14 protein-coding genes are annotated in these 16,477 nt (G+C 65.2%); 11 read left to right on the top strand and 3 right to left on the bottom strand.

Going from position 1 to position 16,477, the window contains the following annotated elements; all coding sequences use genetic code 11:
- Nucleotides 1-399 precede the first annotated feature (399 nt).
- The 5 genes from LNV07_RS15530 (at nt 400) to LNV07_RS15510 (ending at nt 7,607) form a co-directional block, all read left to right on the top strand.
- Nucleotides 400-1,500 carry a tetratricopeptide repeat protein gene (locus LNV07_RS15530; RefSeq protein WP_263572064.1) on the top strand — a complete coding sequence of 367 codons (1,101 nt, stop codon included), beginning with the start codon at nt 400-402 and terminating at the stop codon, nt 1,498-1,500.
- 127 nt (nt 1,501-1,627) lie between these two features.
- Nucleotides 1,628-3,238 carry an FAD-binding oxidoreductase gene (locus tag LNV07_RS15525; protein WP_263572063.1) on the top strand — a complete coding sequence of 537 codons (1,611 nt, stop codon included), beginning with the start codon at nt 1,628-1,630 and terminating at the stop codon, nt 3,236-3,238.
- The gene (locus LNV07_RS15520; RefSeq protein ID WP_263572062.1) at nt 3,235-4,845 is read left to right on the top strand and encodes a glycerol-3-phosphate dehydrogenase/oxidase; all 1,611 of its coding nucleotides are present in this window, start codon (nt 3,235-3,237) and stop codon (nt 4,843-4,845) included. Before LNV07_RS15525 ends, LNV07_RS15520 begins: the two co-directional genes overlap by 4 nt.
- A complete protein-coding gene (locus tag LNV07_RS15515) occupies nt 4,842-6,419 on the top strand; it encodes an FGGY-family carbohydrate kinase (RefSeq protein WP_263572061.1) in 1,578 nt (525 codons plus the stop codon). The genes LNV07_RS15520 and LNV07_RS15515 overlap by 4 nt, the downstream gene beginning before the upstream one ends.
- Before the next feature lie 72 nt (nt 6,420-6,491).
- Complete coding sequence (locus LNV07_RS15510; protein ID WP_263572060.1) at nt 6,492-7,607, top strand: AraC family transcriptional regulator; 1,116 nt, start codon at nt 6,492-6,494, stop codon at nt 7,605-7,607.
- A gap of 26 nt (nt 7,608-7,633) precedes the next feature.
- On the opposite strand, the gene LNV07_RS15505 is transcribed toward LNV07_RS15510, so the two are convergent.
- Both LNV07_RS15505 and LNV07_RS15500 read right to left on the bottom strand, forming a co-directional pair.
- A complete protein-coding gene (locus LNV07_RS15505; RefSeq protein WP_263572059.1) occupies nt 7,634-8,179 on the bottom strand; it encodes a cysteine hydrolase family protein in 546 nt (181 codons plus the stop codon).
- Nucleotide 8,180: 1 nt separating this feature from the next.
- Nucleotides 8,181-9,722, bottom strand: coding sequence for a fumarate hydratase (locus LNV07_RS15500; protein ID WP_263572058.1), 1,542 nt, complete (start codon nt 9,720-9,722; stop codon nt 8,181-8,183).
- A gap of 126 nt (nt 9,723-9,848) precedes the next feature.
- Here LNV07_RS15500 and LNV07_RS15495 point away from each other — a divergent pair, with 126 nt between their 5' ends.
- From LNV07_RS15495 to LNV07_RS15470, 6 genes are read left to right on the top strand one after another with little or no spacing between them, the layout of a single operon-like run.
- Nucleotides 9,849-12,689: a monovalent cation/H+ antiporter subunit A gene (locus LNV07_RS15495; RefSeq protein ID WP_263572057.1), complete on the top strand. Its 2,841-nt coding sequence runs from the start codon at nt 9,849-9,851 to the stop codon at nt 12,687-12,689.
- 8 nt (nt 12,690-12,697) lie between these two features.
- Nucleotides 12,698-13,036 (top strand): Na+/H+ antiporter subunit C, encoded by a 339-nt coding sequence (locus LNV07_RS15490; protein ID WP_263572056.1) that lies wholly within the window; start codon nt 12,698-12,700, stop codon nt 13,034-13,036.
- Entirely contained in the window at nt 13,033-14,649 is a 1,617-nt protein-coding gene (locus tag LNV07_RS15485; protein ID WP_263572055.1) for a monovalent cation/H+ antiporter subunit D, read from the top strand. Before LNV07_RS15490 ends, LNV07_RS15485 begins: the two co-directional genes overlap by 4 nt.
- Nucleotides 14,646-15,161: a Na+/H+ antiporter subunit E gene (locus LNV07_RS15480; protein WP_263572054.1), complete on the top strand. Its 516-nt coding sequence runs from the start codon at nt 14,646-14,648 to the stop codon at nt 15,159-15,161. Before LNV07_RS15485 ends, LNV07_RS15480 begins: the two co-directional genes overlap by 4 nt.
- Nucleotides 15,158-15,457, top strand: a complete 300-nt coding sequence (locus LNV07_RS15475; protein ID WP_263572053.1) for a K+/H+ antiporter subunit F — start codon at nt 15,158-15,160, stop codon at nt 15,455-15,457. Before LNV07_RS15480 ends, LNV07_RS15475 begins: the two co-directional genes overlap by 4 nt.
- A gap of 11 nt (nt 15,458-15,468) precedes the next feature.
- Nucleotides 15,469-15,813, top strand: coding sequence for a Na+/H+ antiporter subunit G (locus tag LNV07_RS15470; RefSeq protein ID WP_263572052.1), 345 nt, complete (start codon nt 15,469-15,471; stop codon nt 15,811-15,813).
- A gap of 10 nt (nt 15,814-15,823) precedes the next feature.
- On the opposite strand, the gene LNV07_RS15465 is transcribed toward LNV07_RS15470, so the two are convergent.
- Nucleotides 15,824-16,453, bottom strand: a complete 630-nt coding sequence (locus tag LNV07_RS15465) for a TIGR00645 family protein (protein ID WP_263572051.1) — start codon at nt 16,451-16,453, stop codon at nt 15,824-15,826.
- Nucleotides 16,454-16,477 lie beyond the last annotated feature (24 nt).

The following is a 16,477-nucleotide window of genomic DNA, read 5'->3' as shown; positions in this document are numbered from 1 at the left end:
TAAGCAATGCCCCCAGCTCGATAGAGTTGGGGGCATTTTGCGTTCTTGGGCTAGTTTTTTTAGTTCATTCAGACTGTTGTAAGCGGCCAGCCATCCTGTCTTGAATCACAGCACACATAGCAGCTCGTGTCCACCTCAACTCTCTTGGTGGACACCTCAACACTTTTCCCAAACAAGTCGTCGGTGGCTGCTGTCATCGTCGCCTGCATAGCGACGAATTCAAGGCCAGCGCGTGTCAAGTAGCGTGCAATAGTTTCCAGCTGTCAGCGCCCAATACTTTCCAGGTGGTCAGTCAGTTTTGATGTCCTTTTTGCGCTGTTTGAAAATCTGGTGCTTGATCCTGAATTCTGTATTTCAGTAGCCTGTTAGGATAAATGCATCATCTGGAAAAGGTCTGCCATGCCGTCTGCCAAACGTCAGCAACAGGATCTCCGCTGTGAGGACTTGCTCCAGCAGGCGCATTTGGTGCTCGAGTCCGAGCGCCCGCTGGCGGCCGCCGCGCTGGCACTTTTGGCCGAGCAAAGCTGTGATGGCTCGAACGCGACCGCCTGCGCGGCGGCGGCGGCTCAACTGCAGGCAGAGGCCCATTGGGCCAGCGGTGCCTTGGAGCAAACCTATAGCTGTGCGATGCGCGCCGTCGAACATTACGCGGCCTTGAACCAAGCAGCAGGTCAGGTGGCGATGTTGAATCTGTCGGCGCTGGCCGCTTGCGCCGTGGGTCTGGCCGAAGATTCCTTGCCTTTGGCGCTGCGGGCCTTGGAGTTGGCCAGCCGTGAGCCGCAGCTCGATTGTTTGGCCAGTGCCTTGTCAACATTCGCCCATGTGCAGGCGAATCTGGGTGAGTTCGAGACGGCCGAGCAGGTCCATCAACAAGCGCTGATCAAGGCTCGGGAATCGGGCAGTGGCCCGGCCTTGGTGCGTTGTTTCGCCAATGCCTTGATGGCGGGTGTGATGGCGTTTGACAACTTGCTGGCCGGCGGCAAGACCCTCTTGGCGCAAGCCAGTTCGATGCGCTTGCTGCCGATGGCGCAGCAGGCCCATGACCTGCTCGATATGGGTTTTATGTCGGACACCCAGCGCGCCATTCTGCGGCTCAATGTGGGCCATGCCTTGATGAACGCGGAGCGCTTTGAAGAAGCGGGTCAGCTGTTCCGGGATAGCTTGCAACTGATGGCCGATTCGACCTCGGAGGTGCTGCACTACTCGGCGGCGCATGCGCTGTGCGAGTTGGATCTGCGCTGCGGGCATCTGGCCTCGGCGCAGCAGCGTTTGCAACAGTTACTGACGAATCGATCGGTGTCCCTGAATCCGCTGCAGCGGGAGGACTTTTTGCGCACGGCGATGAGCTTGTGTCAGGCCTTGAAGGAGCAGGAGCAGTCGCTCAAATATGGCGTTAGGCTGGGTCAGATACTGGCCGAGCAAGCCGAAAAGCGTCAACGCGCCGCCGCGCAAATACGTGTGGCCAAAGAGAGCGGCCTGCGTCTCGTGCCCGGCCCCTGAATGACGGCGCTGACGGCTGTCGCCGCGTCGCTGGCGCGTAAACACAATTGCGCGTCGCAATATCGCTAGCCTCCAAGGCCTTGGCTGCATAAGCTGAGGCCTTGTGTTTTTGAGCCGGGGATTTGTGATGCGACGATGGAATGGTTGGGGTGATGACGGCGTGACCACGGTCTTGCATGACGGTGCGCTGGAATTTCTGCATGCCCAGGTCGGCGCCACCACGCCGCCGCAGGACGCCGCCTTGGCCGACGCGCTGGCGCGGATTCCGGCCTCGCGCCTGCCCGCGCACCCGCTGCTCGACACCGGCGCGGAGGCAAGGCTGCGCGCCAGTTTTGGCCAGAGCCTGGGTGACTGGTTGCGCCTGCGCTTTGGCCGCATCGGTCCGGTCAGCGACGCCGTGGCTTGGCCGGAAAGCTCGGCCCAGGTGCGCGAACTGCTGGATTGGGCACGCCTGGTCGGCGCCTTGGTGATTCCCTGCGGCGGTGCCACCAGCGTGGTCGGCCACCTGCGCCCACCCGAAGGCGATGCGCGGCCCGTACTGACGCTGATGCTGGGCCGCATGCGCCGCCTGCTGGCGTTGGATCCGCTGTCACAACTGGCCCGCTTTGAGGCCGGCGTGCTGGGCCCCGACCTAGAAGCGCAGCTGCGCGCGCAGGGCTGGATGCTGGGCCATTACCCGCAGAGTTTCGAGTACGCCAGCCTGGGCGGTTGGGTGGTCACGCGCTCGTCCGGCCAGCAGTCGGCGCGTTACGGCCGTATCGAGGCGATGTTCGCCGGGGGCCGGCTCGAGACGCCGACCGGCACGCTCGAGCTGCCGACCTTTCCGGCCTCGGCCGCCGGCCCCGATCTGCGTGAGTGGGTGTTGGGCTCGGAGGGCCGCTACGGCGTGCTGACCGAGGCCAGCGTGCGCATCAGCCGCCTGCCCGAGCGCGAGGACTTTGTCGCCGTCTTTTTGCCCGACTGGGCCGCCGGCGAGGCGGCGGTGCGTGAGTTGGCGCAGGGCAAGCTGGGTCTTTCGATGCTGCGCCTGGCCAACGCGACCGAGACCCTGACCACCTTGCGTCTGGCCGGCCATGCCGGCGCGATCGGCTGGCTGGAGCGCTATCTGTCCCTGCGCGGCTGCCAACCCGGCAGCAAGGTGATGTTGATGCTGGGCTTCAGCGGCGGCGCGGCGCAAGTCGGCGCGATGAAGGCACAGGCACGGTCGATTCTGCGCCGGCACCGGGGCGTCTCCACCGGCACGCTGCTCGGCAAGAAATGGCAGGCCAATCGCTTCAAAGGTGTCTATCTGCGCAATGCCCTGTGGGCACAAGGTTATGCGGTCGACACGATGGAGACGGCGGTCGACTGGCCGCGTGTGCCGGCCATGATGGCCGCGATGGAGCAGGCCGGCCGCGCGGCCTTTGCGGCCGTTGGCGAGCGCTGCCACGCCTACACCCACCTCTCGCATGTCTATGCCCAGGGAAGCAGCGTCTACACCACCTTTGTGTTCCGCATCGGCCCCGACTTTGATGCGGCCATGGCGCGCTGGCAGGCGCTCAAGACGGCGGTCTGCGAGGCCATCGTGCAGGGGGGCGGCACCATCACGCATCAGCATGGCGTCGGCAAGGATCACGCACCCTATTTGGAGGCCGAGAAGGGCGCTGAAGGCATGGCGGCGCTGCGCGCCATGGCCGACCATTTCGACCCGGATCGCCTGCTTGACTCGGGCAATCTGTTCGGCCGGCGAGCAATATGAAACGCGAGGTCGAAATCAAGCGGCTGCAGGCCTTGCGGCAGGTCGATGTGCTGGTGATTGGTGGCGGTATTGCCGGTGCCGGTGTGGCGCTGGAGGCGGCGCGGGCGGGCGCCTCGGTGGCCTTGGTGGAGGCGCGCGACTTTGCCAGCGGTACCTCCTCGCGCTCGTCCAAGCTGGTGCATGGCGGCCTGCGCTATTTGGCGCAGGGCCGTATCGGCCTGACGCGAGAATCGGTGCGCGAGCGTGAAGCCTTGCTGCGCGATGCGCCCGGCCTGGTGGTGCCCTTGCGTTTCCTCTTGCCGGTGCGCGTGGGCGACAAGACCGGCCGGCGTCTGCTCGGCGTCGGCTTAGCGCTCTACGACGCCCTGGCCGGGCTGCGTACGCGCTGCTGGTACGGCGTGGCGGCCCTGCTGGAGCGCGCACCGATTTTGGGTCTGCAGGGTCTGCTGGGCGGTTGGTCCTACCAGGATGCGCAGACCGATGACGCGCGCTTGGTGCTACGCCTGCTGGCCGAGGCGCGCGGCCTGGGGGCGGTGACGATCAATCATCTGGCCGTCAAGGCCTTGACTCGCGGCGCGGCCGGGGTCGACGGGGCACTGCTGGAAGATGCCATCAACGGCGATCGCTTTACCTTGCAGGCCGCTTGCGTGATCAATGCCACCGGCGTCTGGGCCGACCAGCTGCGTGCCGGCCTGGGCCATGCGCCCAAGCTGCGCCCGCTGCGCGGCAGCCATCTGCTGTTCGAGGCCTGGCGTTTGCCGGTGGCCCAGGCGCTGGCCTTCTTTCATCCGGATGATGGCCGGCCGGTGTTTGCGCTGCCTTGGGAGGGTGCGACCTTGGTTGGCACCACCGATCTGGATCATGCCGACGATCTGGCGCAGGAGCCCGCCATCAGCGGCGCCGAGTTCGACTATTTGCTGCGAGCGCTGCGGCAGCAGTTCCCGTCGCTGGGCTTGGGACGCGCCGATGTGCTGTCGACCTGGGCGGGCGTGCGGCCGGTGCTGGCGGAGCAGGGCAGCCAACCAGGCAGCTCTGTAGTTAGCAAACAGGGCGATCCGTCCAAGGCCACGCGCGAGCATCTGATCGTTGAGGAAGACGGGCTGATCACCGTCACCGGCGGCAAGCTGACGACCTTTCGCTCCAGCGCGATTGCGGCCTTGCGGCTGGCCGCCGTGCGCGTGCCGGCGCTGCGTAATTTGCGCCGGCATGCGGCCGTGCTGGCGCCGGCTGGCGCACTGCCTGCTCAGCTGCCTGGCGAATGGCGGCAGCGTTGGCTGGCGCGCTACGGCGGTGAAGCGCAGGCCTTGCTGGACTGCGCGCTGGCCCATCCGGATGAGCTGCAGCACATCGACCGCAGCGATTATTGTTGGGCCGAGCTGCGTTTCGCCTGCCGTGCCGAGGCGGTTGTGCATCTGGACGATCTGCTGCTGCGGCGCACGCGGCTGGGCTTGTTGCTGCGCGGCGGCGGCGCAGAACTGCTGCCCAAGCTGGAGGCCATCGTCTGCGAAGAGCTGGGCTGGTCGGCCGCTCAATGGGCCGATGAAGTGATGCATTACCTGGATCGGGTGGCGCGTTGCTATGCGCTGCCGGCGGAGACCCAGCCATGAGCAATGCCGCCTCCAATAATCGCGATGAGCTGCTGCTGACCATAGACTGCGGCACGCAAAGCGTGCGCGCGCTGCTGGTCGATCTGCAGGGCCATATCCGCGCCAAATGTCAGCAGACGCTGGATGACTACATCTCGCTGCAGCCGGGCTGGTTGGAGCATGACGCCGAGGCCTTCTGGCAGGCGGCGGCGGCGGTCTGCCGTGGCCTCTGGCTCGAACACGCCGATCTGCGTTCGCGCGTCAAAGGCGTGGTCGTGACGACGCAGCGCGGCACGCTGGTGCCGGTCGACGCTGCGGGTCAGGCGCTGCGGCCCTTTATCACCTGGCTGGATCAGCGCCGCGCGTCCAAGGCGCCGCGCGTCAGCCCCTGGTGGGCGCTCGCCTTCAAGGCCGCCGGCGTCAGCGGCACGATCGACTACTTCGGCCGCGAGGCCGAGCTGAACTGGATCGCCGAGCATGAGCCGGAGCGTCATGCGCTGACCCACAAGGTCTTGCTGGTGTCCGGTTGGCTGAACTACCGCTTGACCGGCCGCTTTGCCGATTCGGTCGGCTCCCAGGTGGGCTATCTGCCTTTTGACTTCAAGCGCCAGGATTGGGCGCCGGCCTGGGACTGGAAATGGCAGGCGCTGAAGGTGCGGCGCGAGCAGATGCCCGAGTTGCTGCCGGTCGGCGGCCTGCTCGGCGGCCTGAGCCGCGAGGCGGCCGAGGCCACCGGCCTGGACGAGGGCTTGCCGGTGATTGCCGGCGCGGCCGACAAGGCCTGCGAGATCATCGGAGCCGGCGCGATCAGCCCCGAGATCGGCGCGATCTCCTACGGCACCACGGCCACCATCGACATTACCTCGCCGCGCTATGTCGAGGCCACACCCTTTGTGCCGCCCTATCCGGCGGTGCTGCCGGGCCAGTACAACACCGAGGTGCAGATTTTTCGTGGTTACTGGATGGTCAGTTGGTTCAAGGAGCAGTTCGGCCACCCGGAGCTGGCGGCTGCGCCGATGGAGGGCGTTACGCCCGAGGCGCTGTTTGACCGCATGGTCGCCACCGTGCCGCCCGGCAGCCAGGGTCTGATGCTGCAGCCCTACTGGACGCCCGGTATCCGGCACCCCGGCCCCGATGCACGCGGCGCGGTGATCGGCTTCTCGGATGTGCACACGCGCGCCCATCTGTACCGGGCGATTCTGGAGGGCCTGGCCTATGCGCTGCGCGAGGGCAAGGAGAAGATCGAGGGCCGCAGCAAGGTCAAGATGACTTCGCTGCGGGTGTCGGGCGGCGGCTCGCAGTCCGACGCGGCGATGCAGCTGAGCGCCGACATCTTCAATCTGCCGACCTCGCGCCCGCATACCTTCGAGACCTCGGGCCTGGGTGCGGCGATTGCCGGCGCCGTCGGCCTAGGGCTGCACCGCGACTTCCCGACCGCGGTGGCCGCGATGACGCGGCTGGGCCGGACCTTCGAGCCCAACCCGGCCAATGCCCGGCTCTACGACGAGCTCTACCGGCGCGTCTATCTGCGCATGTATCAGCGGCTGGGCCCGCTTTACGGCGAGTTGCAGCAAATCCTCAATCCGGGTGATTGAGGATGGCCGGCGGGCTTTGCGTCCGGCACACTGTCGGCCATCATGCCCGCTCCCTTCTCACTGCCAAGCGCTGTGCCAGCAAGACCTGACCCCGATCTCGCTCACGCTCACGATCCGCTGAGCGGCCTGCCGCCGCCGGCGCAGGCGCGCGTCGTCGGCGCTTATGCCAAGACGGCGATTGACACCGCGCGTGAACTGGGTGCCGACATGACCCGTCTGGCCTTGGCCTGCGGGTTGCCGGAGATCGCAAGGCCCGGCACGCCTCTGCCCGAGGCGATCGCGGTGCAGCGCTATATCGAGTTGCTCAACGCGGCCGCAGAGCAGTTGGGCGACCCCTTCTTCGGCTTGCATGTCGGTCAGCGCATGGGCCTGTCCACCTTTGCCAGCTACGGCCTGGTGCTATGTACCTGCGCCGACTTTCGCAGCGCCGCCGAACAGACCCGGCGCTTCGAGGGTCTGGCCCACGATCTGGGGCGCTCGCAGATCGTCGAGCGGGAAGGCGTCGCCCATTACCGCTGGCATTCACCCTGGTTGGCTCAGCCCGGCGCCCGCCATTTGAGCGAAAGCGTGATGGCCGGCATTCACACCTTCGTCAGTTGGCTGGCCGGTGGCGCACAGGTGTCGGCCTACGAGTTGGCCTTTGTGCATGCGGCGCCCGAGGGTGTGGATTTGACCGAGTACCGGCTTGTCTTCGGTGCGCCGGTGCGCTTTGGCGCGGCCGTCACCGAGGCCAGCTTCCCGGCCGCCCTGCTTGATGCGCCGCTGCCCAATGCTGACATCGGCATGTTCCCGCCGCTGGCCCGCGCCGCCGAAGAGCGCTTGCTGCAACGCCAGCGTGAGGCCGGTCAGGCCGGCGCGCGGGCCGAGGCCGCCATCGTGCAAGCGGTGCGTGAGCGCATCCGTACCCAGTTGATGCATGACAGCGCGCAACTGCCGGCGGTGGCCGCCGCGCTGGGCCTGAGCGCGCGCACCTTGCAGCGCCGCTTGGCCGAGGTCGAGGCAAGCTTCACCGCCTTGGTCGAGGCGGTGCGGCGCGAACAGGTGCAGCAATATCTGCGCGACCCCAGCCTGTCGCTGACCGAAATCGCCTTTTTGCTCGGCTTCAGCGAGCAGAGCAATTTCAACCATGCCTTTCGCGCCTGGTTTGGATGCACGCCCGCAGCCTGGCGTTTGCGCCCGGAGCCTTGAGGCCAGCCGATCGGGGCTTTCAGAACTCAGAACTCGATTTCGGTGCTGGCTGTTGCGGCTATGCGCGGCCCAAAGCTGGTGATGTCGGGCAGGGTGGCGTTGTGGTGAGCCCGAATCTGCGCGGCGCTGGCATGCGCTTTGTCATGCGTCGTGTGGGCATCGGCCGCCAGCGTGACCGAGAAGCCTAATGCCGCGGCGCGGCGGGTCGTGGTGTCGACGCAGAACTCGGTGGCATAACCGCAGATCACCACATGCTCACAGCCAAAGCCTTGCAGCAGGGCCAGCAAATCGGTGCGCAGGAAGGAGTCCGGCGTGGTCTTGCGCAGCAACTGATCTCCCGTCATCACCACCAAGCCGCGCTCCAACGCCCAGCCGTCCGAGCCATGAGTCAAGGCGCTGGCCTCGCGTTCATGCTGAATGAAGATGATCGGCGCGCCCGCAGCTCTGGCCTTGGCGGCCAGCGCATTGATGCGAGCGACCACCGCATCGGCCTCGAACGGGCGCGGCTCGGCGTCAAACAAGCCGCGCTGCACATCGATGATCAGCAGCGCTGACTTGTTGTGCGCACTCATCTCAGACTGCCTTGACCGGAATGACTGAGGTTTGTCCCGAGGCAATGCGTTGCTGCCACTCGGCCGGGCCGGTGATATGGGCGCTGGTGCCGCCGGCATCCACCGCCACCGTGACCGGCATATCGACGACGTCGAACTCGTAGATCGCCTCCATGCCCAGATCGGCAAAACCGACCACCGGTGCGGCCTTGATCGCCTTCGACACCAGGTAGGCGGCGCCACCGACGGCCATCAAGTAGGCCGAGCCGTTGTCCTTGATCGCTTCGATCGCCACCGGGCCGCGCTCGGCCTTGCCGACCATCGCGATCAGGCCGGTTTGCTCCAGCATCATGCGGGTGAAACCATCCATGCGGGTGGCGGTGGTCGGGCCCGCAGGCCCCACCACCTCGTCGCGCACCGGGTCAACCGGGCCGACGTAATAGATCACGCGGTTGGTGAAGTCGACCGGCAGCTTCTCACCCTTGGCCAACATATCGGCAATCCGCTTATGCGCGGCGTCACGACCGGTCAGCATCTTGCCGTTCAGCAACAGCGTATCGCCCGCCTTCCAGCTCGCCACCTCGGCCTTGCTCAGCTTGTTCAGATCGACGCGACGGCTCTTGTTGTAGTCGGGCGCCCAATGCACATCGGGCCACAGGTCCAGGCTCGGTGCCTCCAGCAAACTCGGGCCCGAGCCGTCCAGCACGAAATGCGCGTGGCGTGTGGCTGCGCAGTTAGGGATCATCGCCACCGGCTTGGAGGCTGCATGGGTCGGGTAGGTCTTGATCTTGACGTCCAAGACCGTCGTCAGGCCGCCCAGGCCCTGCGCGCCGATGCCCAGCGCATTGACCTTCTCGTACAGCTCGATGCGCAGCTCCTCTAACTTGTTCTGCGGGCCGCGCGCCAGCAGCTCATACATATCGATGTCTTCCATCAACGATTCCTTCGCCATCAGCATGGCTTTTTCGGCCGTGCCGCCGACGCCCAGACCCAGCATGCCGGGTGGGCACCAGCCGGCGCCCATCAGCGGCACGGTCTTGAGCACCCAGTCGACGATGGAGTCGTTCGGATTCATCATCACGAACTTGCTCTTGTTCTCCGAGCCGCCACCCTTGGCCGCGACCATCACGTCGACGGTGTCGCCGGGCACGATTTGGACGCTGATGACCGCCGGCGTGTTGTCCTTGGTGTTCTTGCGCTCGAAGATCGGGTCGTTCAAGACCGAGGCGCGCAGCTTGTTGTCGGCGAAGTTATAGGCCTCGCGCACGCCCTGGTTGACGGCGTCCTCAAGCGAGCCGGGGAAGCCTTCCCAGCGCACATTCATGCCGACCTTCAGAAACACATTGACGATGCCGGTGTCCTGGCAGATCGGGCGGCGGCCCTCGGCGCACATCTTCGAGTTGGTCAGAATCTGCGCGATCGCGTCCTTGGCCGCAGCGCTTTGCTCGCGCTCATAGGCTCGCGCTAGGTGGGCGATGTAATCGGCCGGGTGGTAGTAGCTGATGTACTGCAGCGCGCCGGCGATGCTTTCGACGAAGTCGTTGTATTTGATCGAAGTAGACATGATGGGGCGGAGTCCGGAAATTAATGAAACTGCCGTCAGTTTACTGAAACCGGCTTGCGGCGCGCTTTCAGCTCGCCTTATGGGGCCGCGTCCTACAATCGGCCGCCCTCAAATCTTCCTAGACCGATGAACCTGCTGCTTGCCACGGTTGTCCTCTTGCCCCTGCTGCCAGGCACCGTCTTGTGCGGCTGGCTTGGCGGCTTCAAAACAAGCAGACCGCAAGCCCCAGCCTGGGTGGCAGGCCTGATCACGGCCATCGCCTTCGGCCTGCTGCTGTCGGCCGCACCGGCCGTGCTGCAGGGTCAGGTCTTGCTCAGCCATGCCGACTGGGTGCCGGCAATCGGCTTGAATCTCGGTCTGCGCCTGGACGGTTTGTCGCTGCTGTTCGCCGGCCTGATCACCGGCATCGGCCTCTTGATCATTCTCTACGCGGCCTTCTACCTCGGCAAAGACGACCCCAAGGGCAAGTTCTACAGCCAGTTGATGTTGTTCATGGCGGCGATGCTGGGCATCGCTCTGTCCGACAACCTCTTGTTGCTGGTGGTGTTCTGGGAGCTGACCAGCATCTCGTCCTTCTTGCTGGTCGGCTACTGGGGTCACAAGGAAGAAGCTCGCCAGGGCGCACGCATGGCGCTGGCGGTGACCGGCGGTGGCGGTCTGGTCTTGCTGGCCGGTGTGATTGTGCTCGGGCAGATCTGCGGCAGCTACGACTTGGGCGAGATGCTGGGCAAGGGCGCTTTGGTGCAGGCCGACCCCCGCTATCCGCTCGCCTTGGGTCTGATCCTGATCGGTGCCTTCAGCAAAAGCGCGCAACTGCCGTTTCACTTCTGGTTGCCCGAGGCGATGGCCGCTCCCACCCCCGTGTCGGCCTATCTGCACTCGGCCACCATGGTCAAGGCGGGGCTGTTTTTGATGGCGCGGCTCTACCCGGTTTTGGGCGGCACGGGCCTGTTCGAAGGCGTGGTCGCCAGCGTGGGCCTCGCAACGATGGTGTTCGCCGCCTTTGTGGCGATCTTCAAACATGATCTGAAGGGGCTGCTGGCTTATTCGACCATCAGCCACCTGGGCTTCATCACCTTCATGATCGGCTTGGGGACGCCGATGTCGGCGGTGGTGGCGGTGTTTCACATCCTCAACCATGCCTGCTTCAAGGCGGCGCTGTTCATGACGGCCGGCATCGTCGATCACGAGACCGGCAGCCGCGATATGCGCCGGCTCGGCGGCCTGATGAAGGCGATGCCCTGGGTCGGCAGCTTCGCCCTGATCGCGGCGGCCTCAATGGCCGGCCTGCCTCCTTTCAATGGCTTCTTGTCCAAGGAGTTGATGCTGGAGCAAGCGCTGCAGGCGGACTTCTGGGGGGCGATGTCCTGGGCGATCCCGGTCTTGGCGACGCTGGGCGGCCTGTGCTCGGCCGCCTATTCGCTGCGCCTGGTGCACGACGTGTTCTTCAATGGCCCGGCGCGTGATCTGCCCAATCCTCACCCGCATGAGCCGCCCTGGGGCATGAAGCTGCCGGTGCTGATCTTGGTGGCGCTGTGTCTGGCCGTCGGCCTGGCGCCGATGTGGCTGGCCGGGCCGCTGGTGCATGGGGCCGCCACGGCGATGTTGGGGAGCCCGGCGCCCGAGTTCCACTTCGCACTCTGGCATGGCCTGAACCTGCCGCTGCTGATGAGCGTGATCGCCTTGGCCGGCGGCGCCATACTCTATTTCGCGATGCAGGCGGGCGGGCGGCTGCATCGTTACTTGCCCGGACCCTTGAATGCCAAGGCAATATTCCATTGGCTGATCAATGGCCTGTTCGGCCTGGCCGGGCGTTGCACAAGGCGGCTGGAGAACGGCTCGCTGCAGCGCTATGCCGCCTGGATGTTGGGGCTGGCGATTGGCCTGTCGGCTTGGGCAATATTGCGCGTGGGCGGGCTGACCAGCGGCTCTCGCGAATTGCTGGAAGCGCCACCGCTGGCCGTCGCTGTCTGGCTGCTCTTGATCGTGATGGGGGCGGCCTTGCTCGTGCTGCACAGGCAGCGCTTTGTCGCGGTGGTGCTGGCCGGTGGCGTGGGGCTGGTGTGTTCGATGGCGTTTTTGGCCTTGTCCGCGCCCGATCTGGCGCTGACGCAGTTGTCGGTCGATGTCGTGTCGACCGTTTTGCTCTTGATGGGCCTGGCCTTGCTGCCGCAAGTCAGCCCGGTCGAGTCCAGCAATTTGCGGCGCGGCCGCGACGCCTTGCTGGCCCTGCTTGGCGGCGGCGGCATGGCCTGGTTGAGCTGGCTGATGCTGACGCGCAACCATGACTCGATTTCCTGGTATTTCCTCGAGAACGCGCTGGCGGGTGGCGGTGGCAACAATGTCGTGAACGTGATCCTGGTCGACTTCCGCGGCTATGACACCTTCGGTGAGATCACCGTGCTGGGCATCGCGGCCGTCGGCGTGTTGGCCCTGCTGGATGGCTTCAGGGTCAAGCGGCCCGAGCAAGACAGCGCCGGTCGGCCCTGGAGTTATGCCCGCGAGCCGCTGATGCTGCGCGTGGTCGCAAGGCTGGCGCTGCCGCTGGCCTTGCTGGTCTCGGCCTATATCTATTGGCGCGGCCACAACCTGCCGGGGGGCGGTTTCATCGCCGGCCTGATCACCGGCGTGGCGCTGGTCTTGCAATACATGGCGAATGGTCAGCAGCGCGCTGAAGCTGTTCTGCATGCCCAGGGCGGGCGGCGCTATGTGCGCTGGATAGGCGCGGGGCTCTTGATCGCCTGGCTGACCGGCGTGGGCGCCTTCTTGTTCGGCCGGCCGTTTTTGAGCAGCGCCCATGGCCACCCGAGCCTGCCCTTGATCGGTGAGCTGCCGCTGGCGACGGCGGCCCTGTTTGATCTGGGTGTCTACATCACGGTGGTGGGGGCGACGATGTTGATGCTGTCGGTGCTGGGTTCGGCCAGCAAGGAAGGGCCCAAGCCCGCCACGCGAGGAGCGCTCGGATGACGATTTCGATGGAATTTCTACTCGCCACCGGCATCGGTTGGGTGACGGCCTGCGGCATTTATCTGCTTTTGCGTGGGCGCAGTTTTTCGGTCGTGCTGGGCCTGAGCCTGATCGGCTACGCGGTCAATGTCTTCATCTTCGCGATGGGTCGGCTGTGGCAGGCTGCGCCGCCGATCTTGGGCCAGGCCAGCGCCTCGGTGGCGGACCCCTTGCCGCAAGCCTTGGTGTTGACGGCCATCGTGATCGGTTTTGCCACCACCGGTTTTTTGATCGAGCTGGCGCTGCGCAGCCGGCATGAAAACGGCAGTGACCATGTCGACGGCGGCTCCAGCGGGGACCTGCGATGAGTGTCTTCGATCTGCATCTGGCGGTGCTGCCCGTGTTGCTGCCGGCGCTGACCGCCATCTTGCTGCTTTTATTGGGCGACCATGGCGGCGACAGCCATGGCGGCCACGGCCACCACAAGCTCTTGTGGGCGCGCCGGATTACCTTGGCGTCCACCGCCTTGGGGCTGCTGCTGGCGCTGGCGCTGGCCTGGCGCGCGGCCGAGGGCGAGCTGATCACCTACCGGCTGGGCGAATGGCCGGCCCCGTTCGGCATCATGCTGCTGGTTGACCGGCTGGGCGCCATGATGCTGGTGTTGAGTGCTTGCGTGGCGCTGCCGGTGCTCTGGTATGCCTGCGGCGGCTGGGATGCGCATGGCCGCTATTTCCACGCACTGTTCCAGTTCCAGTTGATGGGCTTGTACGGCGCTTTCGTGACCGGCGACCTGTTCAATCTCTTTGTCTTTTTCGAGATCTTGCTGATCGCCTCCTATGTGCTGATGGTGCATGGCCAGGGCGCCGAACGCTTCCGGGTCGGCATGCATTACGTGGTCTTGAATCTGGCCGCCTCGGCGCTGTTCTTGATCGGCCTGGCGCTCATTTACGCCAAGGCCGGCACGCTCAATCTGGCCGATCTGGCGCTGCGTGTGCCACAGGTGGCTGCGCCCGATGCGGCTGTGCTGCAGGTGGCGGCGATGTTGCTGCTGGTGGTGTTTGGTTTCAAGGCGGCGCTGATGCCGCTGGCCATGTGGTTGCCTTCCACCTACGCGGCGGCCAGCCCGCCGGTGGCGGCGCTGTTCGCCATCATGACCAAGGTCGGCGTGTACGCAATCGTGCGGGTGCATGGCGTGGTGTTCGGCGACAGCGCTGGCGCCACGGCGCTGACGGTTGAACCGATTTTGCTGCCCTTGGCCCTGGCGACCAGCGTGCTGGCGGTGCTCGGCGCGCTGGCCGCCAAGACGCTGGCGCGGCTGGTCGCCTGGCTGACCGTGGTGTCGGTAGGCACGGTGTTAGCGGGCATTGGCCTGTATGGCCCGGCGGCCTGGGGCGCGGCCTTTTACTACATGATCAACAGCACGCTGGTGATTGCGGCGCTGTTCTTGCTGGCCGAGTTGGTGGCGGCGCAGCGCGGCGATGCCGATGGGCAATTGGTGCCCGCTGCACCGGTGGCGCAGCCGACGCTATTGGGTCTGATGATGCTGTTGGCGGCGGCCTCCGCCGCCGGCTTGCCGCCGCTGCCGGGCTTTATCGGCAAGCTGATGCTGCTGGAGGCGTCCAGCAATCATGCCTGGGCGCCGCTGGTCTGGACGGTCTTGCTGCTGGTCGGCTTCTTCACTCTGCTGGGGCTGGCGCGGGCGGGCAGTATTCTGTTCTGGCATGTGCGGCTGGATCTGCCGGCCAATGTCAGCTCGGGCGGCAGCCCCAAGCTGGTGCTGGCGACCTGCTCGCTGCTAGCGGCCAGCGTCTTGCTGAGCGTGGCTGCCGCTCCGATTCAGCGTTATACGCAGGCGGCCGCCGTGCAGTTGTCGGACCGCGCGGCCTATGCGGCAGCGGTGTTGGACGAGCAGGGCGGGGCGGCCGCGCAGACGACCCGGCCCTATCAAGTTCAGCAAATTCAGCCTGGGGCGCAACCATGAATCGGAAATCGCCGCTCACTGCCCCGGCGAGGCGCTGGCTCACCCACCCCGCGCTGTCGCTGCTTTTGTTCGCCGGCTGGCTGATGCTGCAGCAGAGCCTGAGCCTTGCGCATGTGTTGATGGCCGCCTTCTTCGGCTTGTTGCTGCCGCGCTTGCTGCTGGGCTTGCTGGGCCCGGCGATGCGGCCGAGGCGGCCAGGCCTGATGTTGCGCTTTGCCGGCATCGTGCTGTGGGACATCGTGATGTCTAACCTGACGGTCGCGCGGCTGGTGCTGGCGCCCGGTGCCAAGCCGCAACCGGCCTGGGTGAGGGTGCCGCTGGCCCTGCGTCAGCCCGGGCCCATCACGCTTTTGGCCACCATCATCACCACCACGCCGGGCACGGTGTCTTGCGTGGTCGATGACGAGGCCCATGAAATTTGGGTGCACGCGCTGGATTGCACCGATGCGCAGGCTATGGCCGCCGACATCAAGTCGCGCTACGAGCAGCCCTTGCTGGAGATTTTTGAATGACAACGAGCTTGCTCTTGGGCTTGCCCATATTGGCCTGGGCCTTGAACTTCGCCACCGGCGCGGTCGGCCTGGCGCTGCTGCTGACCGGCTGGCGCTTAGCTGCCGGGCCAACCGTCACCGACCGTGTGCTGGCGCTCGACACCATGTATGTCAATCTCGTCGCGCTGCTCGTGTTGCAGGGTTTGCGCGAGGGCAATGGCCTGATGTTCGAGGCGGCGCTGATCATCGCGCTGCTCGGTTTCGCTTCGACGGTGGCGCTGGCGCGCTATCTCGGTCGCGGCGATGTTATTGAATAGGAATAAAGCCCATGACTAACTTTGAAATCCACGGGCTGGCGCAAGTGCTGATCGCCTTGCTGCTGGTCATCGGCGGCTTGTTTGCCTTGATCGGCGCTATCGGCCTATTGCGCTTTCCGGACTTTTTCATGCGCTTGCACGCGCCGACCAAGGCCACCACGCTGGGTGTCGGCGGCGTCTTGCTGGCCAGCTTGGGCTATCACTGGACGCAGCATCAGTTCGGCTTGCAGGAACTGCTGATCACGCTGTTCTTGTTCATCACCGCGCCGGTGTCGGCCAATCTCTTGTCCAAGGCGGCGCTGCATCTGCGCCTTCCCTCCAAGGCCGGGCTGCCGCCGGGGCAGCCAAGGGCCTGATGCCTGCTCATCAGTGCTTGTCGTTGCTATGCGAGCCTGACAGCAGCTTGTCGGTATAGGCAATTGCCAGCGCCGAGAACAAGAAGGTCACGTGGATGATGGTCTGCCACATCAGCGTCTTGACTTCGTAGTTGTCTGCGTTGATGAAGGTCTTGAGCAAATGGATCGACGAGATGCCGATGATGGCGGTGGCCAGCTTGACCTTGAGTACCGAGGCGTTGACATGGCTCAGCCATTCGGGCTGATCCGGGTGCTCCTCCAGCCCCATGCGCGACACAAAAGTCTCGTAGCCGCCAACGATCACCATGATCAAGAGGTTGGAGATCATCACCACGTCGATCAGGCCCAGCACCACCAGCATCAGAATCGTTTCATTGAGCTTGGCGATGGGCTCGTAGCCAGTCACTGCGCCGGCGGCGTCCTTGATGGCCACGGCCTTGTAGCCGATGCTCTTGACCAGCTGGGCCAGCGCATCGTGGTTGCCGAATGCGGCCTCGATCAAGTGCACCAACTCGGTCCAGAACTGGAACACATACAGCGCCTGCGCCACGATCAGCCCCAGGTAGAGCGGGAGTTGTAACCAGCGTGTCGCGAATATCAGTCTCGGTAAGGGGCGCAACGCGGGTGTGGGCTGATTCATTGGTTTTCTCATAGGGTTAACGCT

The sequence above is a fragment of the Roseateles oligotrophus genome, assembly GCF_025717515.1.
GTDB classification, from domain to species: Bacteria; Pseudomonadota; Gammaproteobacteria; order Burkholderiales; family Burkholderiaceae_C; genus Paucibacter_A; species Paucibacter_A oligotrophus.
Note: the sequence above shows the minus strand (reverse complement) of the source record. Positions and strands in the feature narration are given on the sequence as shown.